This is a genomic window from Marinobacterium iners DSM 11526 (assembly GCF_900107855.1).
Lineage (GTDB): Bacteria > Pseudomonadota > Gammaproteobacteria > Pseudomonadales > Balneatricaceae > Marinobacterium > Marinobacterium iners.
In genome coordinates this window covers 1-22,175 of the sequence record NZ_FNRJ01000029.1, presented here as the reverse complement: position 1 = coordinate 22,175, position 22,175 = coordinate 1, and the positions used below count along the sequence as shown (strand labels likewise).

The window sequence follows — 22,175 nt, the reverse complement described above, 5'->3', positions numbered from 1 at the left end:
ATGCGGCCACTCCTTAGAAGATGAAGCTAACAGTGCGCAAGAAGCCGTCCGCATGCAGCAGTTTCACGACCTTTTGCTCCAGTTTGAAACCGTCCGCGCTCGGTTTCAGGCTGTACTCCACGTTGGCCGGGTAGGTCACCAGCTTGCCATGGCGCAGCTCGTTCAGTGTCATGGCGCAGCGTGCAATGACCAGATCATCACCTGCTTCAAGCACACGTACACGGGACATCATGCGCACGGTATCGCCAACCGAGATGGCAGAAACAGACTCACCGTTTTCCAGACGCGCCACGCGCATGCGCCGCATGTCAGCATCGTCCATCGCCAGGTTCAGCGTGTTCAGATAATCCGTTTCATTCAGATCAGCCGGCACGATATAGAGGCCTGATTCGGTCCACAGTGAAAGCCATTCCTGATAGCCCTTGTGGTCCAGCAGATCCGCTTCATAACCAATGAATTCGATCACCTGCGCCAGCAGTTGGGTATTGGATTTCATCACTTATTTCTCCTCTCCAGCAGCCATCATTTTCTTATACTGGCGATAGGCACCGCGCATGCCGGTTTCGGAACAGACCGATCCAGCCACATTACCGTCTTTGGACTGGTGCAGGTTGTTCATGCCGCGGTTGACCAGAATCCAGCCATCATTGCCTGCCATGGAGCCTTTCTGGACCCGTTCCCAGGCTTCACCATCATCCGGCGTGCCGAAGCCCATCGGCCCCTGGAAGTGCTCGTGCAGACGCATGCGCTTGCGGTTAAATGGAGCCGGGGCGCCTTCACCGCCCAACGCTACGTGCTGAATCTCGGTCTCACCTACGCTGACCGGCCGCAACACTCGGAAAAACGCCATGGAGCAGGAGACATTCGGGAACAGGTTGAGGTTGAAACCAGTGCCGTGGGCAGCACGGACCAGTTTCTTCACTTCGTCTTCCGTTTTGCCTTCATTGCGCAACTCCTGCGCCAGCTTTTCGAAGCGGGCCGGAATCGGCTGATCCAGATCCTCTTCCAGATCCACCAACTGCGGAATCATCACCATTACGCTGTGGCCGTTACCCAGGTCTTCGACAAACCCATCGCCATCGAGGAAGTCGAAAATGTCAGCCGTCGCATCATCCAGCGAGGTCAGGAACGACTTGTGAATGATCGGGAAATGGTAGGCATCGGTCGTGTTTTCCAGCTGGATTTTCCAGTTGCCCGGGAAATTGAAACGATGCTCGCCCAGTACCTTGACCGGATACCCACCGCCCTGCTTCATGAACAGGTCGATCCACTTTTTCGCACCACCGAGGAAGTCTTCCAGTGGCTCGATGTCATCTCTAAAAGTAGCAAATACCATGCCCTGATAGGTTTCCACCCGCAGGCTTTCCAGCGGCAGCTCATTCTTGTCGAACACGCCGTCGTACTCTTCCGGCTTGGGCAACGCGCGCAGGCTACCGTCAAGACCATAGCCCCAGCCGTGATAGGGGCAGGTGAACGCCTTGGTTTTGCCCTTGCGTGCTTCGCACACGGTGGCGCCACGGTGGCGGCAGCGGTTCTGCAGTACATGCAAATTCATCTTGCGGTCGCGGCTCAGGATAACCGGCTGACGACCGATGTATGAGGTCTTGAAACTGCCCGCCTCAGGTACTTCGCTCGCGTGGCCAACAAAGACCCAGGTGTTGTTGAACACCTTGTCCAGCTCTTCTTCGAAGATGGCCGGATCAGAGTAAAGATCCTTGTGTACCCGGCCCTCTTCTACCATTTCAGCCGCTTTCAGGCTGATGTTTTGCATATCGATCAGTTCACTCATGGTCTTGCTCTCTTTATTCGTTGCCTTGCTGGCGCTGCCGCCGAGCACTTATTCTTCAGGGACCGGCAGTGGCTGGGGGTTGTCCCAGGGGGTCTGCACGGGCCGATTGAATCGACTGGTGGTACAGAAATGAGCGATCTTCCAGCGCCCGTCTTCCCGGCGAAAACGCACGTTCAACAGTGCACTGCTGAGCTGTGAGCGACCATCGGTAAAGGTAGCGGTCTGCAGCAGCACCCAGGTGCCTTCCGCTTCGGTTTCGCTCTGCACATTCACCTTTTCAGAGGTCAGAAAATGTACGTTCAGAGCAAAGTGCGCCGGCGGCAGGGTGTATTTCACGAACATGTCCCTGATCGCTTCACGTCCTTCACGGCGGCCAAAAGTAGCAGCGTAGCGCTTGCCCCTGCCTTCCCAGATGGCGTCTTCGGTAAACAGCGCCATGAGCGGGTCGAGGTCAAACCCCTCGTTGAGGTAGTCGCACAGTTGCATGTATTCATGCAGGCAGGCGCTCACATCCCGTGCCGCCTCCAGTGCAAACACCCGCTGACGCAGCTGTTCCAGTTCGCTCATCAGTCAGCCCTCACGCACGCTGGACGATCAGTTCACGACCGATACGCGCCTCAACCTTGGCATAACGCCACAGCTTGTAGGGGCCACTGCCCACTTCTGTGCTGCGGAACAGGTTGCAGCAGGCAACAACTGTGTCGTAATCCGCCACGTCCGCCAGCAGGTAGGTAGTCCAGGGATAGCCGCTTGAAGGCCCGACCATACTCTGGTCGTCATCCATGTTGCCGATCACTTCAACGCCATCCATATCGTGAATGCCGTTCCACATTGCACCGAAGGCCGCCCATACGTCGAGCTGCTCTTCACGCGGAGCATCCATGAAGTTCTGGTTGATGCCCATGCAGAACAGGACGCGCAAAGGTTTCTTATCACTCATGGTGTATCTCCTTGTTTTTGTTAAATTACAGATAGCCCGGCAGAGGGTCGTGGCCAAAGAACATGGCACCTGCATTTTTCAGGGTGACCGCCCCCATGAAGGCGTGCTGAGTGCACATCATGGAGTCACGCATAATGCGCGACAGCGGATGATCATTGTAGGTGCCGGTCATGCCGGTCACTTCGTAGGTACTGCGAATCGCATCGGCACACTCGTGTGCCAAATTGGTGGTCGCGAGGCGGATCAGGTTGATCTGATCCCGGCTCGGTTCCCCACCGGCCAGAATGCTGTTCCAAGCGTCTTCGGTGGCTTCATAGAAGAAAGCGCGAGACGAACGCACCTTGGCTTCCGCCTTGGCAATTTCGATCTGTACATACTCACGCTCACCCAGGTTGGGCGCTCCGGTCACTGATGCACGGCCGGCCGCCATTGCCTGTACGACATCGAGCGCCTCACGGGCCAGACCTGCGGTAGTGACCGACAATACCTGAGCGGCAAAAGCCAATGTTGGGTAACGGAAAAAGGGCGCATCGATATTGGGCTTGCCGCCACGTACGAAGGTCCACTCTTCCGGCACAAACACATCTTCAACCACAAGATCATGGCTGCCGGTACCGACCATACCGATCACGTCCCAGTTGGGTTCGATCTTCACCTTTTCGGCCGGCATTACCGCCATGCGTGGCAGCGGCTCACCGTTATCCGGCTGTACACCAACACCGATCAAAGAAGCGCCCATGCAACCACTACCGAATTTCCAGCGACCATTGACAATATAGCCACCATCAACCTTTTTCGCTGGCTGGGTCGGGAAGATGCCGCCTGCGAACACAATGTTGGGCGTTTCAGCCCAAACCTTGTCGATAGTCTGCGGTGGCAGTGCCGACAAGTACGCGGGGTTCATGCCAAAGCTTGCGACCCAGCCGGCAGAACCATCAGCGGCGGCCATGGCCTCGACCATCTGCAGGAACTCCATCGGGCTGCGCTCATCGCCACCCAACGCCTTTGGCACCATCGCCCGATACACACCGACATCCTTGAAGGACTCGATAATGTCGTGGGAAATATACTGTTGATCCTCGAATTCCTGTCGGCGCTTGCGCACTTCATCCAGCAGGGCATCAAACACGGTCTCCCCGCCCCAGAGGGATTTGTCGATCTGATAACCAGGCATTCGCTAGGCTCCCTAGTTGTTGTCTTTATTGCAGATACACGTACCGGCATACCGCATTCGGCGCTTGGTACATCATTGGTAAACCCGGCTGCATGGTTGCACTCGGGCTGCAGGAGGAACCGCCCGGTGTTTGACCCGGACAGGTTGTGTTGACAGCGCGAAGCCCTTCGAAGGCGCTCCGCTCACAGCAGGTGATCAGCATGTTCATAGCGGCTCTCTAGTTGGGTCTAGTTGTTATTGTGTGGCAAATCCGACTGGTCGAATGTTGCTTAAGAGCTGCATAAAGAATTTCACTTATCACTTGAATCGTCAACTAATTATCCCGCATTAAATTCTTGATCGCGGTCAGACCGCAGCACCTGAAAAACAACAAGCAATAGTCGGGCCACTTTTTAAATAACCGTGAAAAATAAAACAAAAAACGCTAAAAATAGCGTTAAAATCTGTTAAAGTTGATTCAAACCAACGTCAAAAAACAGATTGCATGAGCTACTATCATAAATGGATTTTCAAGATCCCACCTTATCCGACCACTCTAACCCGCTCTAAAAGAGAGCAAAAACAAACACTGCGCACCAAAGGTTTTCACTCAATTTAGAATCTCTATATACTTTCCAGATCAACTTTCAGCCGACCCCTAGCGGTCGGATGTAGCCGGAGACATCGCTGTCCAATGAGCAGTAACCGTAAAGCCGACATGTACGACCCACTGAGTGACGATTTCAAGCGTCGTGAATTTCCGTTCTACTGGATTGCACAGCTCAATGCGCTCTACAGCCAGGAGATGGAACGGTTGCTGAAACGGGTAGATATGGATGTACCACGCTGGCGCATTATTATGATTCTCAAGGAACACTCGGAACTGAGCATCTCCGAGATTGCCAGCCATGCGGTAGCCAAGCTGCCAACCACCACCAAAATTGTATATCGCATGCGGGATGAAGGACTGGTCAACCTGATCACGTCCAGTGAGGATGGCCGGGTGACTCTGGTGTCACTGACCGACAAGGGGCTGGATAGCCTGGAGCTGATTCGCAGCTCTGTCAGTCAACTGTTCCGCAAGAGTTTCAAGGGGCTCAGCTCAGCTCAGATACACCGCACAAACGTGCTGTTGGCAAAGCTGTATGACAACCTTAAAACTCTCTCGGATTAACCATCAGCCGTGTTTGACGGATCGCGATAGCAATATCAACTGTCGCAGATCGACTTTGTCGATCTGTTCAGGCTTAAGAAAGCGACGGGCATACTCAAGGTAAACCCCCGATTCAAGAAAAAGACAAAACACCTCTGGGTCCAGATGCCCGTCACGAGACATGAAAGCCAGTATTCGCAATGATTCCGACAGCATTTTGGCCGTTTTGTAGGGGCGATCGGCAGCGGTCAGCGCTTCAAAAACATCTGCCAGCGCCATGATGCGCTCCGGTACTGTGAGTGACTCAGCATCCAACCTCCGCGGGTAACCATCACCATCCATTCTTTCATGATGATTACCGGCAATATCCGGAACACGGCGCAATGACGGAGGCAGTGGCAGCGTACTCAGCATTCGGATGGTTTGCACGATGTGGTTGTTGATGCTGAAACGCTCCTCCGCCGTCAAGGTCCCATAGACCTGCGTCAGGTTGTACAGCTCACCCTGATTGGCCTCATATTCCGGCAAGGGCATGTCAAAGCCCCAGATGTTATCCGGGTTGCTGGCTTCTACCGGAGGCCTGCGATCGCCCCAGGGAATAATATGCTCAACCCGGTCAGCCAGCAGCATTTCACGGGCAGGCAGGCGTTCATCATCATTCGGCAGTCGATCCAGTTCAGCCTGCGACAAACCCAGCCGACGATCAAAATGACGTGCCCAGCTGCGAGATGCAATTTTATGCAGCCTGGCGATGTCGTCATCCGGCAGCTTCTCGCTACCCACATTGGAGCGAGCCACGATTTCAAACTCTTGCTGCAACTGACGGCGTTGCCGGTCACGACGCTCACGCAGCTGGGGTTCCGCCCCACTCTCAATAACCCCTTTGAGGTAGGCAATCTCCACATCGCGCCACAATACTTCAAACCGAGTTCGGATTTCATGAATTCGGTTGTAAAGGGTTTCAAGCTTGGTGGACTTATCCATCACATATTCAGGTGTGGTGATCTTGCCACAGTCATGCAGCCAGGCCGCCAGGCGAAATTCATACCGCTCCTGCTCATCCATGCGAAACGCATTGAAGCGCCCACTCTCACTTTTGCAGGCGGCATCCACCAGCATTTCGGCCAGAATGGGAACTCGCTCGCAGTGAGCGCTGGTATAGGGTGACTTGGCATCTATCGCATCCGCCAGCAGCCGAATGATCGCATCTAGCAATTTCTCCTGCGCCTCAAGCAGCTGCCGAGTTTCGATGGCCGTGGCTGCAGAGCCGGCCAGCTCTTCCAGGAAGCCAGAGACAGAGTCACCATCCACACGGGCGTCGCCATTCATTCGAAGCACCATCACACCGGCCGGATATTTGTAGCGCCCCTTAAGCGGCGTCACCATAACTCCGTCAGCTTCGGCCAAGGCATCTCTGACGGCTGCCACCTGGTACGACGTTCGCGGCTCGTCGACAGCGATAGTCTCGGGAAAACAATGAGTTATACTCTGTGGCTGATGAACAGTAGACAGTACCAGTGCGTGCCGGTCGTAGTCGTACAGATAGATGGCACAGCTGTCCGCCTCCATGCTGGCTTTCAGATCCCCTGCAACGTCCGGCAGCATTCGCTCCAGACGACGCTCACGGGCCAATGTCTTGCTGATCGACTGGAAATGCTGCACGACCGTCACCAGCCGCTGGATAATACCACTGAGGTCACGCACTTCCTTGATCCGGGAGCGCACCTGTACCGACCCGCTGAAGTCGAATTGCGTCAGCGCAAGCACCTTTTCGGACAGCTGATCCAGCGGCTTCACGACCCAATGTGCCAGCCAGTAGCCGATCAGCAGCAACAACAGAGTAAACGCCAGTGACCAAAGCAGCATCCGCTGCCCATGCCTGTGAGCATTGGCCAACAACTGCTCAGCAGGCACCGCCATCAGCAGCTCCAGCGATTCATCGGCCAGCGCCAGCATGGGAACGCGCACGCCGTACCACTCGCGCCCCTCCGCCGTGTAGCCGATCAACTCGCTGGGCTTACTTGATTGACTCATCAACTGGTCAAGTGCGGGCACCTGAAGCTCATCCAGTGTTGCCAGGCGAATACCCCCCGCCTGACGTACAATCATTTTTTCAACTTCAGGGTATGCCAACGTACGTCCGAGCCGGTCAACTACGACCAGCTCATAGCCTTGTTCAGGCCTCATGCGTGCCAGCTCCGACGATATATCCTGCACTGAGGCATCTATACCGACTACCGCACCCGATGCCCCCTTAAAAGCCAGAGTCACTCCGGTTTCTCGCGTGGTGTAGAACAAATAGGGAGCGGTCAGAATTGGGGCTTGTGCATTCAGCGCCGACTGATACCAGGGGCGAGTATGAGGATCAAAAATATAATCCGGTCTGTCATTTTGACTGATCACCTCAAGCTGATCGGTCACAAACAGCCACCGGGCTCTCTGGGGCCTGTCAGTCGTGGCTGCTTCAACACTCTGTACCAGATATGCCGCCCCCTCAGGCGCGGATACAGAGCGACGAAACGCAGACTGTCGCAACGACCGTACCAACCAGAAGCTATGGTCAGGATAACCAATATACACAGCACTGATCACAGGATTGGCGCGCAGCGCTTCAACCAAAACCGGTAGCCGCTGCAGGCGCTGCTCCAGCTGCTCGGCAGTGGTCAATGGGTCATGCACCAGTAGTCGAAGCGTACTTTGCAGTGGCTGAATCAGCCGCAGGGTCTCGGAATCAAGCTTGCTGGCAAACTGCTGGGCGGAGCTGCGACTGGCTTCCAGCAGCACATCCCGCTGCCCCATATAGGCGTTGATCACCAGAATCGCACTCAATGCCAACATGCTCAGCATGATGGTAAGGCTGATAACCCATCGCAAGCGCAATCCGCAGCTCTGTTTCCTGTCCATGATCCACCGCCACCTGTCTGTCAGCAGTAGAAGATTAGCTCAGAATCATGATAACGACAGTGTTTCAGTTACCCAACATGATGGCGATCCAGCGAGTCGAAGGGTTCTGCTCCAGTGCTATCTTGGCGATCATCGTCAGCGGTATTGACAGAAACATTCCTGCCGGACCAAACATCCAGCCCCAGATCATCAAGGAAAGAAACACCACCAGCGGTGACAGCCCAAGTCCACTACCCATAAAGCGTGGCTCCAGAATATTCCCCATGAGCACATTCACGGCGATGTAACCTGCAGCGACCAGAGCGGCATCGGGTACGCCCAGCTGCACGATAGCCAGCAGTACAGCCGGAATGGCGGCCAAAATTGAGCCTACATTCGGTATAAAGTTCATCAAGGCAGCAATGAGCCCCCACAGCGGGGCGAAGTCCACACCCAGAATCCATAACCACAAACTGATCAGCAGGCCGGTTGCAATACTGATGGTTGTCTTGATCACCAGATAGGTATTCACCTGACGCACGAAGTTGCCGGCCTGATCCAGCGACTTTTCAGCACTGGGCAACGCCTTGTGCAATTTGTCTGTCAGCAGTGTTGCTTCCAGCAGCAGGAAAATCACGATAAACACGATCAGCAACAGGTTGGTCAGCAGGCTCCCCAGATTGGTCAGTGCATTGCCTGCCAACCGCATCAGGGATGCCGGGTTGAAGTGGTTCAGCATCTGGTCACGGGTTACGGGCAGTCCCAGCCGTTCAAAATAGGGCACCAGCTTGACCGCTTCTTCCTGTAGGCGCGTCTGATAGGTAGGCAATCGCAAAGTAAAGGTATCGATGGCCGATCCCACAAACAACACCAGCACAGAGCCAAACACCACAAGCCCGACCACCAACAGCACAATCGCCAACCAGGGGGGCACTCGGTGAGAGGTCATCCAGGCCAGTGGCGGTGTACATATGATGGCAACAAAGAACGACAATAAGACGGGAATGACAATGGCCTCAGCCTGTTTCAATGCGCCCAGTATAACCATCAAGGCAGCAATACCCAGCAGCCACTTGAAACCCTGAGAAACGGTAAACGGATCCGATGAGGACATGATCACTCCCTGTTAAGTGGATAGCTGCCTGTTGACTCAGTCAACCTCTTTGAAATGCACCTGCAGCATCGCTTTCTGTTCATCAGTCAGCGATTGTGCTCGCCCGTTGGCGAAGTCGTAACGTACCATAAATGACTTGCCCTTGGCGCCAACCTTGTCATCCTGCCAGGCTTCCTGATACACGGTGAAAGAGCTGTTGCCGATCTTGCAGACGTAGGTCCGAATTTCGACATCGCGGCCGTAAAACAGCTCACCCACATAGTCGACTTCAATCCGCGCCATGATGAGCTGCCACTTTTTCATATCCAGATCGGGTGTAAAAATACGAAACAGTTCATTGCGCGCCCCCTCGAACCATTGAGGCACGCGGGTATTGTTGATATGACCAAGACCATCTGTATCGTAGAAGGCTGGCGTTACGATTTGTGTAAACACGGCTCACTCTCTCATGGTTGGGTTTTCCCGAGTATATTAAGAGCCGGGTCGAATGTAACCCAAATTACGCTATTGAGTGCCATCCACTTACGCAAAAAGCCGGCCACAAGGCCGGCTTTGGTACTGTGTAAGTAATTGCTTACTTGTCCAGTTCAGCCTGATAGGCACGTGCTACTGCACGCAGCTCATCCAGCGCTGCACGGGCATCGACCTTCAGATCCGCCACGCTCTCGATCCAGGTATCGTCGATGCCTTCTGCCAACTGTGCGTATTCCTGCGCCAGAGGAGCTCCTTCAGCCACGACGTTGATATTAACGCCTGCAGCCTTGGCAGCCTCAAGACCAGCCACATCGGACTCATCCTGAGCACGACCACCCAGTGCCGACAGCTGCTCGCCAGATACCTTCAGAATCGCGTCACGGTCTTTCGGATCCAGGTCGGCCAGGAAGTCAGGATTGATGAAGAACGAGAAGCTGCCCAGATACATCCCGCCCGGAAGCTGGGTAGTGTGCGTGATCACTTCATCCAGACGCAGGTTCTTGACGTCACAGACCGGCAGGAACACACCGTCAATCACGCCTTGCTGCAGCATTTCGTACACCTTGGGCGCAGGACCCGCCACCGGTACCAGACCGGCACGCTCACCGATTACCGCCTGAACACCTCCGCCTATACGGATTTTCTTGTTCTGCAGATCGCTGATGCTATTGACCGGGAAAGTACTGTGTACCTGACCCGGGCCATGCGTTACCAGTGCAACCAGTTCAAGACCATCGAACTCCGGTGCGCCCTGGAAGTACTTGTTGTGAACGCGCCAGTGCGCCACTGAAGCTGCTTCGGCAGACACACCCAATAGCGGCTGTTCAACAATCTGAGTCAGACGGAAACGGCCCGGCACATAGCCATGGTAACCCCAGCTCGCATCGGCAACACCGTCTTCCACAAGGTTGAACATGGTTTTCGGGTGACCCATGTTGTACTCAACCGCCAGTGTAACCCGGTTGTCGGTGGCGTCTTCGATCCACTTTTTCCAGGTCGGCAGCACCACTTCATTCACCGGGTGCGTGGGTGGCATCCAGCTGGCAAAACGCATCACAGTCTGGCTCATGGCAGAAGTGCTGTACAGGGCTCCCAGCGTGGCAACCAAGGCCACGGTAGTCTTCAGTTTTTTCATTGCTATACCTGTTTTAGTTATGTTTATCAGAGTGTTGTCTGTTGTTTCAGCGCTGATTAAGTAGATCCAGCGCCACATCCACGATCATGTCCTCCTGACCGCCGACCATCCGGCGCTTGCCCAGCTCCACCAGAATATCGACTGTCTTGAGACCATATTTTTGCGCCGCTACTTCGGAGTGACGCAGGAAGCTGGAGTAAACGCCCGCATACCCCAGCGCCAGCGTTTCACGGTCGACACGTACCGGACGATCCTGCAGTGGCCGTACCAACTCATCGGCAGCATCCATCAAGGTGTAAAGATCGGTACCATGCTCCCAGCCCATCCGCTCGGCAGCAGCGATGAACACTTCCAGCGGCGCATTACCGGCCCCGGCTCCCATTCCGGCAAGCGATGCGTCGATACGATCACAACCCTCTTCCACCGCAACGATGGAGTTGGCAACGCCCAGTGACAGGTTGTGGTGAGCATGAATGCCGGTAGTCGTTGCCGGGTCCAGTACATCTTTGACAGCACGGAAGCGATCACGGATATCCTGCATGCCCATGGCGCCACCGGAGTCCACCACGTAGATACAAGTGGCGCCGTAGCCTTCCATCAGTTTTGCCTGCTGCGCCAGGCCCTGAGGCGTGGTCATGTGGCTCATCATCAGGAAGCCAACGGTATCCATGCCCAGTTCACGCGCGCACTCGATGTGCTGCTTCGATACATCCGCTTCGGTGCAATGAGTAGCCACACGTACCACGCGCGCACCGGCGCTGTAGGCGGCCTTGAGATCATGAATAGTACCGATGCCCGGCAACAGCAAGGTAGCCACCTGAGCATGCTCGACCACATCCGCCACCGCCTCGATCCATTCCAGATCGGTATGGGCGCCGAAGCCGTAGTTGAAGCTGGAACCCTGCAGGCCATCGCCATGAGCCACTTCAATACTGTCTACTTTCGCCTTGTCCAGCGCACGAGCAATGTCGCGAACGTTATCGAGCGAGTACTGGTGTCGAATTGCGTGGCTGCCGTCACGCAGGGTCACGTCGGAGATATAGAGTTTCTTGCCTGGATTGAATGACATGTTTCCGCTCCTGTTACTGCGCTTGCATGGAAACAGCCATCCGCTCGGCGGTGGCCATGGCTGCTGAAGTCATGATGTCGAGGTTGCCGGCATAGGCAGGCAGATAATGAGCCGCGCCCTCAACCTCAAGGAAAACTGAGGTTTTCAGTCCCGAATAACGCCCCACACCCGGAATATTGAGCGGTTGGTCCTCAGGAATAAGATCAAACTGGACCTTCTGCTTGAGCCGGTAGCCCGGCACATAGGCCTGAACGGCGGCGGCCATCTCTTCGATGGATGCTTCCACCTGTGCCTGATCCGCTGCTTCAGACAGGACGTATACCGTATCGCGCATAATCAGCGGTGGCTCAGCCGGATTCAAAACAATAATGGCTTTGCCCTTGGCCGCACCACCCACCGCACTGATCGCTTCCGATGTAGTTTCGGTAAATTCATCGATGTTGGCACGGGTACCGGGCCCGGCCGACTTGCTGGAGATCGAGGCGATGATTTCGGCGTAGTGCACCTTGGCCACACGGGATACCGCGGCCACCATAGGAATGGTCGCCTGGCCACCACAGGTCACCATGTTGACGTTCTTGGCATCCAGATTCTGCTCCAGATTCACCACCGGGACACAATACGGGCCAATTGCCGCCGGAGTCAGGTCGATCAAGCGGATATCGGACTTGTACTGCCTTAGAAAAGCATCATTTTTCACATGCGCACCAGCAGAAGTGGCATCAAACACGAAGTCGATATCGGCAAATACCGGCATCTGAACCAGCCCCTCAACCCCTTCGTGCGTAGTGGCCACACCCATTCGCGCAGCGCGTGCCAAACCATCGGAGGCTGGATCGATACCAACCATGGCGCCCATTTCCAGATAGCGGCTGTTGCGCATGATCTTGATCATCAGGTCGGTACCGATATTGCCGGAACCGATGATGGCGACTTTCAATTTCTTCATTCTGACTCCCAAGACACCCGAGAACTGGCTCAGGCCTGTGCAAAGGTGACGGCCACCTGGCCAATGCCACTGATTTCGGTTTCAAACTTATCGCCAGGGGCACAGGCCACCATTGGCCCCAGTGCACCTGTCAACACCAGATCGCCGGCACGCAGCGGCGTACCCATTCGACTCATGGTACGTGCCAGCCAAAGTGCGGCGTTAAGCGGATTGCCCAGGCATTCGGCCCCACTGCCTTCTGATGCCACTTCACCGTTGCGGGTCATCCGCATATGAGCCCCGCGTAGATCGACACCATCAATGCGACGGGCCGGAGTCCCCAGCACGAAGCAGCCACTGGATGCGTTGTCGGCTACCGTGTCCACAAAGCGGATATCCCAATCGGCAATGCGACTACCGACTATTTCCAGCGCCGGCAATACCCAACCAATTGCCTGGATCAACTCGGCGTGAGTACAGTCCTGCTGTGGCAGGTCACGCTCCATGATGAAAGCGATTTCGGCTTCGATCTTCGGCTGCATCACGCGGTCGCAAGGAATCAAGTCGTTGTCGCCGTAGCTCATATCGGCAAACAGGGTGCCGAAATCCGGTTGATTCACCCCCAGCTGAGCCTGTACTCGCGGATTGGTAAGGCCGATTTTGCGCCCTACGATGCGCCGCCCCTGCGACACGGCATGCTCGGTATTGATCTGCTGAATACGATAAGCCGATGCGGCATCCTGAGACTGTAGCTGCTCACGAATCGGAGAGGTCACACTGCCCTCTTGCTCTGCTGCTCGCAGACGCAAGGCCAGTGCCTGTAACTGTTGTTCATCTGTCATTGAAACTGTAACCCTGAATGACACCACAGGTGGGCGATGAGTTGATTTCCGGGGGCAAACTTTCGGAAAGACCAGACGGGATACCAGCGATAGTGGCTGTGAGATATGAAAAACAGCAAAACTGAGCAGGCAGCAGCATATTTATATCCGGGGCCATACCTGAAACGGCAGCTTGATTGATATACTGTTCACAGTTTTTTGATATATACAGATCAACAATAATATCTTTTGCCGACGTATATAAATTCTGAACACAGTTGATCAAGCTGGTTATTAACACCGTGGACTCCGTTATTGCATATTTTTATTATGCAACGGAGTATAGAAACTGCTGTTCCAACGCAGCAACATAAATCGCATCCAAGGTGCACTATGTGCACAACGTATCAACAGGAGATATGAGCATGACCGAGCAACAGAACGAGCCTGCCCGCGGGGAATACAAACGGGTTCAGGGCCTGATTCGCGGCCTGCAGTTGCTCAATTGTCTCAACCGCTGTGATGGCGGTGCTCGTATCACCGAGCTGGCACAACAGACCGGGTTGCATCGCACCACAGTGAGGCGGCTGCTTGAAACTCTGCAGCATGAAGGATACGTGCGCCGCAGCGAATCGGATGACAGTTATCTGCTGACACTCAAGGTGCGTGAGCTGAGCGAGGGTTTCAGGGACGAACAGTGGGTGTCCCAATGTGCTGCTCCCCTCTTGGGCGAGCTGATGCAGCAGGTGGTCTGGCCAACGGATATCTCAACACTGGATGTGGATGCGATGGTAATTCGTGAAACCACCCACCGCTTCAGCCGACTGTCTTTCCACCGCTCTATGGTAGGTCGCCGACTGCCCATGTTACTGACTGCAGCAGGTCGTGCCTACATTGCCAACTGTCCTGAGCAGGAACGTGAACATATTCTGCAGCTGCTGGCCAATCGCAACGACAGCCAGAGTAGGCTGGCCCAGGATCAGAATTACATCAACAAACTGGTGCGCAAGACACGCCAGGATGGCTACGGCTCAAACTACCGGGACTGGGGTGAAGAGGGTCGCATTGCCGCGATTGCACTACCTATCCGCCATGATGATCGTGTATTGGGCTGCCTGAACCTGGTCTATATAGCTGACGCCATGACCATTGAAGAAGCAGCCCGTCGATACCTTGAAGCGATGCAGTCCGTGATCGGTCGAATAGAAGCCCGCTTGAACCCCGTCATTGATTAATCTTGTCCACACCTATGTTCACTATGTGCACATAGGGTGTGTTTTCTCTTGATGTTGCTTCCCTCCCTGTACAAAATCCATTTCAGCACAGCGGGTAAATCGGCTCGGCCGTTTGTATTCAAATATTAACATGCCACTTTAGTCTTATTACCCTGCCTGTTATTCACATAGCTTTAAATGCAGACCGACTTTGTTTCGGTTTCATTTCTTTCAATACCGGACAGACTATTAAATATCTGCATCCGATAACAAAAACAGGAAGAGATTATGAGTATCATGCTTAAATGCCTGTCGCATACTCCACTGCGCGGTCGCAACGACCCCGGTGCTGATGTTGTGGCTGAAGTGGATGCAGTCCTGACTAAAGCCCGGGCAGAAGTGGAAGCCTTCGATCCCGAGCTGATACTGATTTTCGCCCCTGATCACTACAACGGTCTGTTCTACGACCTGATGCCTCCCTTCGTAGTAGCTACTGCCGCCGAATCGGTCGGTGACTACTCCACCCTGCCAGGCACGTTGTCGGTGGATGCCGAACTGGCTCTGGAGCTGACCAAACACCTTATGGACAATGATCTGGATATTTCTCTGTCCCATCGCCTGCAGGTGGATCACGGCTGCACCCAGACCCTGGAAGAGATGACCGGCAGCCTGACCCGCTACCCGGTGATTCCGATCATCATCAACTCGGTGGCACCACCCTTTGTGCCCTATCGTCGCATTCGCAAACTGGGTGAAGCCGTTGGCCAATTCCTTGCCGGGCTGAACAAGCGCGTCCTGATTCTGGGCACTGGCGGCCTGTCGCATGAACCGCCTGTTCCTCTTCTTGCCGAGTCCCCTGCCGAGGTTCAGGAGTTCTTGATCTGTGGCCGCAACCCGACACCAGAAGCCCGCGCTGCCCGTGAGGCACGCACCATTGCTGCCGGCAAGATCTACGGCTCCGAGCTGTGTCAGCAGACTCCGCTGAATGCGGCCTGGGATGAAGCGTTCATCGAACTCCTGCTCAGCGGTGAGCTGGATCAGGTGGATGAGTTCGATATCCAGCAGATCTCGGCAGAGGCAGGGCGCTCAACACACGAAGTTCGCACTTGGGTAGCCGCATTTGCAGCACTTGCCGCTGTAGGCCCTTACCAGGCACGCAAGGACTACTACCGACCGATCAATGAATGGATTGCGGGCTACGGCGTGGTCAGCGCCACTCCCGCCTGAGCTGACCACAGCTGAACAATAAAATATATTTTCAGGAGAGACCGATATGAACGCTATCGTCACCCAGATTCCGACCGAAGAAGAGATCGTACAACGCGCCCGCGACATGATCCCCATGCTGCGCGAACGTGCCGATGCCTGTGAGCAGGCCCGCATGGTCCCGAAAGAAACCATTCAGGCATTCCAGGAAGCCGGATTCTTCAAAATTCTGCAGCCCAAGCGCTGGGGCGGCTATGAAATGAACCCTAACACGCTTAACCGCGTTCTGATCGAACTGGCGCGCGGCTGCCCGTCCAGCGCCTGGAACGTGATGGTACTGGGTGTCCACCCCTTTGAGGTAGGTTTGCTGCCTGAGCAGGTGGGCGACGAACTGTGGAACGATGACAATACGCGCCTGGTTTCCTCCTCCTATGCACCGTTTGGTACCGTGGATGCGGTTGAAGGCGGTTATCGCCTGAACGGCGAGTGGCTGACTTCCAGCGGCTGTGACCATGCTGAAGGTGGTGCTTTTGTAGGTGGTCGGGTACAGGAGAACGGCGAGATGGTATTCCGCTCCTTCTGGATCCAGCGCGAACAGATCGAAGAGATCGTTGATGACTGGCACGTGGTCGGGCTGGCCGGCACTGGCAGCAAAAAGCTGGTGATCAAGGACGTTTTCGTACCGGCTTACCGCAGCCACGTGATCGGCGCCTACGACCAGGAATCCCACGGCCATGTGGAAAACCTGTATAAGGTCCCCTTCTTCTTCGTGTTCTACGCAGCCGTATCGTCCGTCATCATCGGCATGGCCCGTGGCATGGTCGATCTGTATGTGGAACATATGGTGCCGCGCCAGAACCTCAATCAGGCAGTGGGAGCTGCGGTCAACGATCCGTTCATCAAGGGCAAACTGGGCGAAGCCTTCGCCAAGATCACGGCGGCCGAAGCCCGCGTGCTTTCCAACACCGATGAGGCCTGGAGCTACGCTTCCCGTGGCGAACTGGTGCCGACCGATGTGCGTGTACGCCACTTCGCTACCAACCAGTTTACCGGTGGTGACTGCTTCGATGCGGCACATATGATCTTCAAAAAGACATCCACCCGCGGTGTCTGGCTCAACAATCCGATGCAGCGTCAGATGCGCGACATTCTGGTGGGTGCCAACCATATCACCCAGAACCAGGACAACATCGGTGACCTGCTCGGCGGTCAGCTGCTGGGCAACCCGCTACCCCAGCCCAACCCGTTTGGCGTCAAGGCCTGATGCTGTTGCCCCCGGCAGAAAGCCGGGGGCTTCTGATCCATAACAAGAGATAGCGCCATGAATCAGCACATCAACCAGTTGCTCGACTGGACACCCAACACCGAGCTGAATGAGAAACCGATGGTCAGCGCCGAAGAACACTGCCGGGGCATGCGGCATTTCGCCATGGGCGTAAGTACCATTACCAGCGGTGACGACAAGGCACGCGCCGGTTTGACTGCTACGGCGGTCTGCTCAGTAACCGCCGACCCTCCTCGCCTGGTTGTCTTCGTCAACAAGGGCGTTTATGCCAGCGAACTGATCCTGAAAACCGGTGCCCTCTGCGTCAACGTCTTGGCTGGTGAGCAGGAAGACGTTGCCAAGGCCTTCGCCGGCATGATCAAGGACGTACAGGGTGAAGCCCGCTTTGAATATGGCCAATGGGATACACTGGCTACTGGCGCACCAACACTGCAGAGTGCACTGGCCAATTTTGATTGCCGCGTGGTCAAGGTATTTGACGAAAGCACCCATCATGCCTTCCTGTGTGAGGTGCTTGGGATGCGCGAGCGCGAAGATGGCGAAGCGCTGATCTACCTCAACGGCGGCTTCCGGCAGATTCCGCAGTAACACGGACCTCGTTTTACACTCACCCTGGCCCATGCCGGGGTGTACTGCTTTAAGAGACTGGAGAATTAAATGAGCATCAACATCACTGAAGCCGACAGCAGCCACTTCATCGACATTACTCTGGATGGCCAGCCGCTCAAGCTGCACTACAACGACTGCGGCGAAGGCAGCGAAACGGTAGTCATGCTGCACGGCTCCGGCCCCGGTGCCAGCGGTTGGGCCAACTTCAACCGTAATATTGAACCGCTGGTCAACGCCGGTTACCGTGTCATTCTTCTCGACTGCCCCGGCTGGAGCAAAAGTGACTCCATCGTCTGCACCAGCTCACGTTCCGATTTGAACGCCCGTGCCCTTAAAGAAGTCGTCGATGCACTGGGGCTGGACAAAATCCATATCCTCGGTAACTCCATGGGTGGCCACAGCGCCGTGGCCTTTACCCTGGAAAATCCCGAGCGTGTGGGCAAGCTGGTCCTGATGGGCGGTGGCACCGGTGGTGCCAGCCTGTTTACACCAATGCCGGCAGAAGGGATCAAGCTGCTGCAGGGTCTATACCGTGCCCCGACCATCGAGAACCTGAAGAAGATGATGTCGGTGTTTGTGTTTGACACCGGCGACCTGACCGAAGAGCTGTTCCAGGCCCGTCTGGACAACATGCTCAAGCGCCGCGACCATCTGGAAAACTTCGTCAAGAGTCTTGAAGCCAACCCGAAACAGTTCCCGGACTTCAGCCCGCGCCTGCCCGAAATCAAGCAGCAAACATTGGTCATCTGGGGCCGCAACGATCGCTTTGTACCGATGGACACGGGCCTGCGCCTGATTGCCGGCATTCCCAACTCCGAGCTGCATATTTTCAACCAGTGTGGTCACTGGGCTCAATGGGAACATGCCGACAAGTTCAACCGCATGGTGCTGGACTTCCTTCAGCACTGAGTCACAGTACTGACAGGCAATAACACCCGCCCCGCTCACACCTTTTCGGGTGGCGGTGGCGGGCAGTCTGAGAAAATACGTACTGTACAACTGTCACAGCGATCCCTGTCCAACATTGGGATCAGATCGGCCAGCGCCGTTTTGGGCGTTTCATAGAAATGATCGTCGCCCAACGACTTCAGTGCCCCTGTGCGCTCCAGCTCATCCATTACCGTGCCCTTCAGTGAGCAGATCATCAGTTTTCCACCCAACCGCTCCAGCCGGTTGATCTCCTGATGCAGCATCTCGACACCGGCCACATCAATGAAGTTGATTCCCTTACCCACCAGCAAGATATGGCGCACCCCACTGCCCGGCGCCGTCAACTGCCGAATCTGCTGCTGCACATGGTCCACCGCACCAAAAAACAGCGACCCATCCACCCGGATGATCTTAAGCTGTGGGCACTCTTCAAGATTGTAGCGCTGAATATTGCGCATATGCCGACGCTCACTTTGCTGCAATGGAGCTACACGCACGATCCGTGGCTGAGACGTGCGCCGCAGGTAGATCGCCAGCGACAGCAGCACACCAATATAGATGGCGAACTCCAGCTCAACCAGCAAGGTAGAAAACAGGGTCACCAGCAGGATCGCCGCTTCGGAGCGGCTGCTGGAGAGGATATGACGGATACTGCCAAAATTGATCAGATTCCAGGAAATCAGCAGAATGGAACCCGCCATGACCGACAGTGGTAGGCGCTCGGTAATCGCCGGGGCCATCACCACAACAAGTGCCAGCATTACTGAGGCAAAGACAGTTGCCAATGGCGTACGCGCTCCTGCATCGTAGTTGGCACCGGAGCGGGTGAAAGAGCCGGTGCTGGCAAAGCAGCTGAAGAAACTACCCACCAGATTCGACATTCCCTGCCCGATCAGCTCTTGGTTGCCGTGAATATGCTGCTGAGAACGCACCGCTATCGCACGAGCGATTGACACCGCTTCGATCAACCCAAGCAAAGCGACCGCCAGCGCCCCCGAAGCCAGTGATTTTAGGCTGGCAAAGGAAAATTCGGGCAGCGATGGTACCGGTAGCTGCCCCGGCAATGCCCCCACATACCCCACCCTGCTGCCATCACTGTCCAGCAGAAAGCAGGCCAGACTGCCAGCGGCCATGCCGAGCAACAAATAAGGTAAACGGCGATTGATGCTGCGAACCACTACCGCAACCAGTATGGTAATCACCCCGGCCTGCACCGCGACCAGGTTGACCGACTCCCAGTGCGCCCAAAGTTGTTCAATGGTTTGCCAAAGCGATAGCCCTGAACCAAGCTCTACCCCCAACAGGTGCTTGAGCTGACTGGCGGCAATCAGAACCGCCGCCCCAGCAGTAAAACCGATCACCACCGTATGTGATATGAAATTGACCAGCGTACCAAGCCTGAATACACCCAGTGCCAACTGAATCACCCCCGTCAGCAGGGTCAGACTGATCATCAGTGCGATGTACTGCTCAGGCGTGTGGCTGCCCAACCCATTGATCACGCTCATCACAACAATCGCGAGTGCGGCCGTCGGACCCGAGACGAGATGCCAGGATGAACCGAACAACGCGGCAACGGAGCAAGAGACAATAGCCGTATAGATGCCATACTCAGGCGGCAGCCCGGCAATGAAGGCATAGGCCACCGCCTGAGGGAGCACCAGTACCAACCCGGTCAGGCCAGCCATGAAGTCGGCCTTTAAGCTGTCCGGTGTAATTTGGCTACGCCAGTGCAGAAACGGCAAAAACTTCAGAATCAAGGGGGACATAACACCATCCCGTCAGGAAAATTCGGATGCGTATAGTGGCAGCTTAGGGCGGAAGAGACAAAAATGGGGCAATAAGCCCCATTTTTTAATTAACTGCAATCGCGTAACTGTTCACTTAGTACCCAAAGGCACAACCAGTACTGGACGTTTTGAATGCCCAAGCGTTTTGGTTGCCGTAGAGCCCAGCAGCATCTGCCCGATGGAGCTGTGCTTGCGCGTACCCATCACGATCACATCCGCATTGATTTCATCGGCAACCTTCAGAATGGTTCTCCAGGGTGTACCTTCCTCAACACGGGCGTTAATGTTCTTGAGACTCAGGACTTCATGCTCTTCCAGCTCATCCGCACAGAAACGCTCAATACGCTCCTGAATTTTCTCACTGAGCTGTTCCACACCCTTTTTCAGCAGCTCATCCATCTCTTCCTTTTCCATCATGTTGCTCAGCACGCTGCGGGTGGTGCCCGACAGCGACTCGATAACATGCAGATAGGTGATCCGGGAATCGGAGTAATGACCACACAGGCTTACCGCAGCGCGGAATGCCGGACGGGAGCCACTTTCAAGATCGGATACGTACAGAATCTTTTTTACATCTGGCAACATTGTTGAACTCCTTATCGGTACAAAGACCCGTTCGGACGCTGCACCGCTTTAGCGGTACAGCACCTCTGGCAGGATAAGCGCAATGGACGGGATGAAGATAATCAGCATCAGGCGCACGATATCCGCCATCCAGAAGGGTGTCACGCCCTTGAATATAGTCCCTGTTTTGATATCCCGCAGCACTGCACTGAGCACAAATACGTTCATGCCCACCGGAGGCGTGATAAGACTGATCTCGGTCACAACTACCACGACGATGCCGAACCACACCAGGTCATAGCCAAGCGAAGCAACAACCGGATAGAACACCGGCACCGTCAGCAGCATCATCGACAGACTTTCGAACACCATGCCCAGCACGATGTAGATCCCCATGATCGCGAAGATCACCACGATCGGCGCAACGTCCATGGAGGTCACGAAGTTCAGCAACATGTCCGGCAGACCCGCACGGTTGATGAAGTCGGAGAAGATCAATGCACCGATCACCACCGCGAACAGCATCGCCGAGGTGCGGGCTGTATCCGCCAGGGTATCGAACAGGGTCGACAGTGTCAGGCGGCCTCGGAACAGAGTGATCAGGAAGGCACCACCGGCACCAATGCCAGCCGCTTCGGTCGGGGTGAACACACCCAGATAAATGCCGCCCATCACCACAGTGAACAGGATCAGAACACCCCAAACGCCTCTCAGCGCGACCAGTCGTTCAGACCACGGGGTCTTTTCACCGGCAGGGCCGGCTTTGGGGTTGCGCCATACGACATAGCGTACCGCTGCCAAGTACAGCAGAATACCCAGGAAGCCGGGAATAAAGCCGGCCGCAAACAGTTCACGGATGGAGGATTCGGTCAGCAGGCCGTAGATCACCAGAATCACGCTGGGCGGAATCAAAATACCCAGTGTGCCACCTGCCGCAATGGACGCCGCCGCCAGTGAATCGGCATAGCCATACTTGCGCATCGGCGGCATCGCCACCTTGGACATGGTGGCCGAGGTCGCCAAGCTTGAACCACAGATGGCGGAGAAACCACCGCAGGCCACGATGGTCGCCATCGACAAACCACCCTTGCGATGCCCCAGAAACGCATGGGAAACCC

Annotated in this window: 21 protein-coding genes; 6 read left to right on the top strand and 15 right to left on the bottom strand. The window is 55.4% G+C overall.

Annotation, left to right across the window (positions count from 1 at the left end):
* Positions 1 to 13: 13 nt before the first annotated feature.
* The 5 genes from BLV48_RS17920 to BLV48_RS17900 are packed head-to-tail and all read right to left on the bottom strand — an operon-like array spanning position 14 to position 3,903.
* A complete protein-coding gene (locus BLV48_RS17920; RefSeq protein WP_091821118.1) occupies positions 14 to 496 on the bottom strand; it encodes an aromatic-ring-hydroxylating dioxygenase subunit beta in 483 nt (160 codons plus the stop codon).
* A gap of 3 nt (positions 497 to 499) precedes the next feature.
* A complete protein-coding gene (locus BLV48_RS17915) occupies positions 500 to 1,789 on the bottom strand; it encodes an aromatic ring-hydroxylating oxygenase subunit alpha (RefSeq protein WP_091822802.1) in 1,290 nt (429 codons plus the stop codon).
* A 48-nt stretch (positions 1,790 to 1,837) separates the two neighbouring features.
* Positions 1,838 to 2,356, bottom strand: coding sequence for a nuclear transport factor 2 family protein (locus BLV48_RS17910; RefSeq protein ID WP_091828153.1), 519 nt, complete (start codon positions 2,354 to 2,356; stop codon positions 1,838 to 1,840).
* 10 nt (positions 2,357 to 2,366) lie between these two features.
* On the bottom strand, positions 2,367 to 2,729 hold the full coding sequence (locus BLV48_RS17905) for an IacB protein (protein ID WP_091828152.1): 363 nt from the start codon (positions 2,727 to 2,729) through the stop codon (positions 2,367 to 2,369).
* A 25-nt stretch (positions 2,730 to 2,754) separates the two neighbouring features.
* Complete coding sequence (locus BLV48_RS17900; RefSeq protein ID WP_091828151.1) at positions 2,755 to 3,903, bottom strand: acyl-CoA dehydrogenase family protein; 1,149 nt, start codon at positions 3,901 to 3,903, stop codon at positions 2,755 to 2,757.
* A gap of 673 nt (positions 3,904 to 4,576) precedes the next feature.
* Between BLV48_RS17900 and BLV48_RS17895 the strand changes: the two genes are divergently transcribed.
* Positions 4,577 to 5,056, top strand: coding sequence for a MarR family winged helix-turn-helix transcriptional regulator (locus BLV48_RS17895; protein ID WP_091828150.1), 480 nt, complete (start codon positions 4,577 to 4,579; stop codon positions 5,054 to 5,056).
* A gap of 3 nt (positions 5,057 to 5,059) precedes the next feature.
* Here the strand turns inward: BLV48_RS17895 and BLV48_RS19430 are convergent, their stop codons facing one another.
* From BLV48_RS19430 to mhpD, 7 genes are all read right to left on the bottom strand, one after another.
* A complete protein-coding gene (locus tag BLV48_RS19430) occupies positions 5,060 to 7,939 on the bottom strand; it encodes an HD domain-containing phosphohydrolase (RefSeq protein ID WP_091828149.1) in 2,880 nt (959 codons plus the stop codon).
* Positions 7,940 to 8,003: 64 nt separating this feature from the next.
* Entirely contained in the window at positions 8,004 to 9,032 is a 1,029-nt protein-coding gene (locus tag BLV48_RS17885; protein WP_091828148.1) for an AI-2E family transporter, read from the bottom strand.
* Between the two features lie 36 nt (positions 9,033 to 9,068).
* Entirely contained in the window at positions 9,069 to 9,467 is a 399-nt protein-coding gene (locus BLV48_RS17880; protein WP_091828147.1) for an acyl-CoA thioesterase, read from the bottom strand.
* 139 nt (positions 9,468 to 9,606) lie between these two features.
* On the bottom strand, positions 9,607 to 10,641 hold the full coding sequence (locus tag BLV48_RS17875) for a TRAP transporter substrate-binding protein (RefSeq protein ID WP_091828146.1): 1,035 nt from the start codon (positions 10,639 to 10,641) through the stop codon (positions 9,607 to 9,609).
* Between the two features lie 46 nt (positions 10,642 to 10,687).
* A complete protein-coding gene (gene dmpG / locus BLV48_RS17870; protein ID WP_091828145.1) occupies positions 10,688 to 11,710 on the bottom strand; it encodes a 4-hydroxy-2-oxovalerate aldolase in 1,023 nt (340 codons plus the stop codon).
* A gap of 13 nt (positions 11,711 to 11,723) precedes the next feature.
* Positions 11,724 to 12,659: an acetaldehyde dehydrogenase (acetylating) gene (locus tag BLV48_RS17865; RefSeq protein ID WP_091828144.1), complete on the bottom strand. Its 936-nt coding sequence runs from the start codon at positions 12,657 to 12,659 to the stop codon at positions 11,724 to 11,726.
* Positions 12,660 to 12,688: 29 nt separating this feature from the next.
* Positions 12,689 to 13,480, bottom strand: a complete 792-nt coding sequence (gene mhpD, locus BLV48_RS17860; protein WP_091828143.1) for a 2-keto-4-pentenoate hydratase — start codon at positions 13,478 to 13,480, stop codon at positions 12,689 to 12,691.
* 404 nt (positions 13,481 to 13,884) lie between these two features.
* Between mhpD and BLV48_RS17850 the strand changes: the two genes are divergently transcribed.
* The 5 genes from BLV48_RS17850 to BLV48_RS17830 all read left to right on the top strand — a co-directional run bounded on the left by BLV48_RS17850 (position 13,885) and on the right by BLV48_RS17830 (position 18,682).
* A complete protein-coding gene (locus BLV48_RS17850; protein WP_091828141.1) occupies positions 13,885 to 14,694 on the top strand; it encodes a DNA-binding transcriptional regulator in 810 nt (269 codons plus the stop codon).
* Positions 14,695 to 14,961: 267 nt separating this feature from the next.
* Complete coding sequence (locus BLV48_RS17845; protein ID WP_091828140.1) at positions 14,962 to 15,900, top strand: 3-carboxyethylcatechol 2,3-dioxygenase; 939 nt, start codon at positions 14,962 to 14,964, stop codon at positions 15,898 to 15,900.
* Between the two features lie 46 nt (positions 15,901 to 15,946).
* Complete coding sequence (locus BLV48_RS17840) at positions 15,947 to 17,143, top strand: acyl-CoA dehydrogenase family protein (protein ID WP_091828139.1); 1,197 nt, start codon at positions 15,947 to 15,949, stop codon at positions 17,141 to 17,143.
* A 57-nt stretch (positions 17,144 to 17,200) separates the two neighbouring features.
* Positions 17,201 to 17,752 (top strand): flavin reductase family protein, encoded by a 552-nt coding sequence (locus BLV48_RS17835; RefSeq protein WP_091828138.1) that lies wholly within the window; start codon positions 17,201 to 17,203, stop codon positions 17,750 to 17,752.
* 69 nt (positions 17,753 to 17,821) lie between these two features.
* Positions 17,822 to 18,682 carry an alpha/beta fold hydrolase gene (locus BLV48_RS17830; protein ID WP_091828137.1) on the top strand — a complete coding sequence of 287 codons (861 nt, stop codon included), beginning with the start codon at positions 17,822 to 17,824 and terminating at the stop codon, positions 18,680 to 18,682.
* A 35-nt stretch (positions 18,683 to 18,717) separates the two neighbouring features.
* Here the strand turns inward: BLV48_RS17830 and BLV48_RS17825 are convergent, their stop codons facing one another.
* The 3 genes from BLV48_RS17825 to BLV48_RS17815 all read right to left on the bottom strand — a co-directional run.
* Complete coding sequence (locus BLV48_RS17825) at positions 18,718 to 20,472, bottom strand: SulP family inorganic anion transporter (protein WP_091828136.1); 1,755 nt, start codon at positions 20,470 to 20,472, stop codon at positions 18,718 to 18,720.
* Positions 20,473 to 20,583: 111 nt separating this feature from the next.
* Positions 20,584 to 21,078, bottom strand: a complete 495-nt coding sequence (locus tag BLV48_RS17820; protein WP_091828135.1) for a universal stress protein — start codon at positions 21,076 to 21,078, stop codon at positions 20,584 to 20,586.
* Between the two features lie 48 nt (positions 21,079 to 21,126).
* On the bottom strand, positions 21,127 to 22,175 hold a 1,049-nt coding region (locus BLV48_RS17815; RefSeq protein WP_139253971.1), incomplete at its 5' end, for a TRAP transporter large permease.

What these genes read in the sequence shown, in the direction of transcription:
- BLV48_RS17920 (WP_091821118.1), bottom strand. Translation starts at nt 496, where the DNA reads ATGAAATCCAATACCCAACTGCTGGCGCAGGTGATCGAATTCATTGGT.
- BLV48_RS17900 (WP_091828151.1), bottom strand. Translation starts at nt 3,903, where the DNA reads ATGCCTGGTTATCAGATCGACAAATCCCTCTGGGGCGGGGAGACCGTG.
- BLV48_RS19430 (WP_091828149.1), bottom strand. Translation starts at nt 7,939, where the DNA reads ATGGACAGGAAACAGAGCTGCGGATTGCGCTTGCGATGGGTTATCAGC.
- BLV48_RS17820 (WP_091828135.1), bottom strand. Translation starts at nt 21,078, where the DNA reads ATGTTGCCAGATGTAAAAAAGATTCTGTACGTATCCGATCTTGAAAGT.
- BLV48_RS17915 (WP_091822802.1), bottom strand. Translation starts at nt 1,789, where the DNA reads ATGAGTGAACTGATCGATATGCAAAACATCAGCCTGAAAGCGGCTGAA.
- BLV48_RS17910 (WP_091828153.1), bottom strand. Translation starts at nt 2,356, where the DNA reads ATGAGCGAACTGGAACAGCTGCGTCAGCGGGTGTTTGCACTGGAGGCG.
- BLV48_RS17905 (WP_091828152.1), bottom strand. Translation starts at nt 2,729, where the DNA reads ATGAGTGATAAGAAACCTTTGCGCGTCCTGTTCTGCATGGGCATCAAC.
- BLV48_RS17845 (WP_091828140.1), top strand. Translation starts at nt 14,962, where the DNA reads ATGAGTATCATGCTTAAATGCCTGTCGCATACTCCACTGCGCGGTCGC.
- mhpD (WP_091828143.1), bottom strand. Translation starts at nt 13,480, where the DNA reads ATGACAGATGAACAACAGTTACAGGCACTGGCCTTGCGTCTGCGAGCA.
- BLV48_RS17840 (WP_091828139.1), top strand. Translation starts at nt 15,947, where the DNA reads ATGAACGCTATCGTCACCCAGATTCCGACCGAAGAAGAGATCGTACAA.
- BLV48_RS17850 (WP_091828141.1), top strand. Translation starts at nt 13,885, where the DNA reads ATGACCGAGCAACAGAACGAGCCTGCCCGCGGGGAATACAAACGGGTT.
- BLV48_RS17875 (WP_091828146.1), bottom strand. Translation starts at nt 10,641, where the DNA reads ATGAAAAAACTGAAGACTACCGTGGCCTTGGTTGCCACGCTGGGAGCC.
- BLV48_RS17835 (WP_091828138.1), top strand. Translation starts at nt 17,201, where the DNA reads ATGAATCAGCACATCAACCAGTTGCTCGACTGGACACCCAACACCGAG.
- BLV48_RS17830 (WP_091828137.1), top strand. Translation starts at nt 17,822, where the DNA reads ATGAGCATCAACATCACTGAAGCCGACAGCAGCCACTTCATCGACATT.
- dmpG (WP_091828145.1), bottom strand. Translation starts at nt 11,710, where the DNA reads ATGTCATTCAATCCAGGCAAGAAACTCTATATCTCCGACGTGACCCTG.
- BLV48_RS17885 (WP_091828148.1), bottom strand. Translation starts at nt 9,032, where the DNA reads ATGTCCTCATCGGATCCGTTTACCGTTTCTCAGGGTTTCAAGTGGCTG.
- BLV48_RS17865 (WP_091828144.1), bottom strand. Translation starts at nt 12,659, where the DNA reads ATGAAGAAATTGAAAGTCGCCATCATCGGTTCCGGCAATATCGGTACC.
- BLV48_RS17825 (WP_091828136.1), bottom strand. Translation starts at nt 20,472, where the DNA reads ATGTCCCCCTTGATTCTGAAGTTTTTGCCGTTTCTGCACTGGCGTAGC.
- BLV48_RS17895 (WP_091828150.1), top strand. Translation starts at nt 4,577, where the DNA reads ATGAGCAGTAACCGTAAAGCCGACATGTACGACCCACTGAGTGACGAT.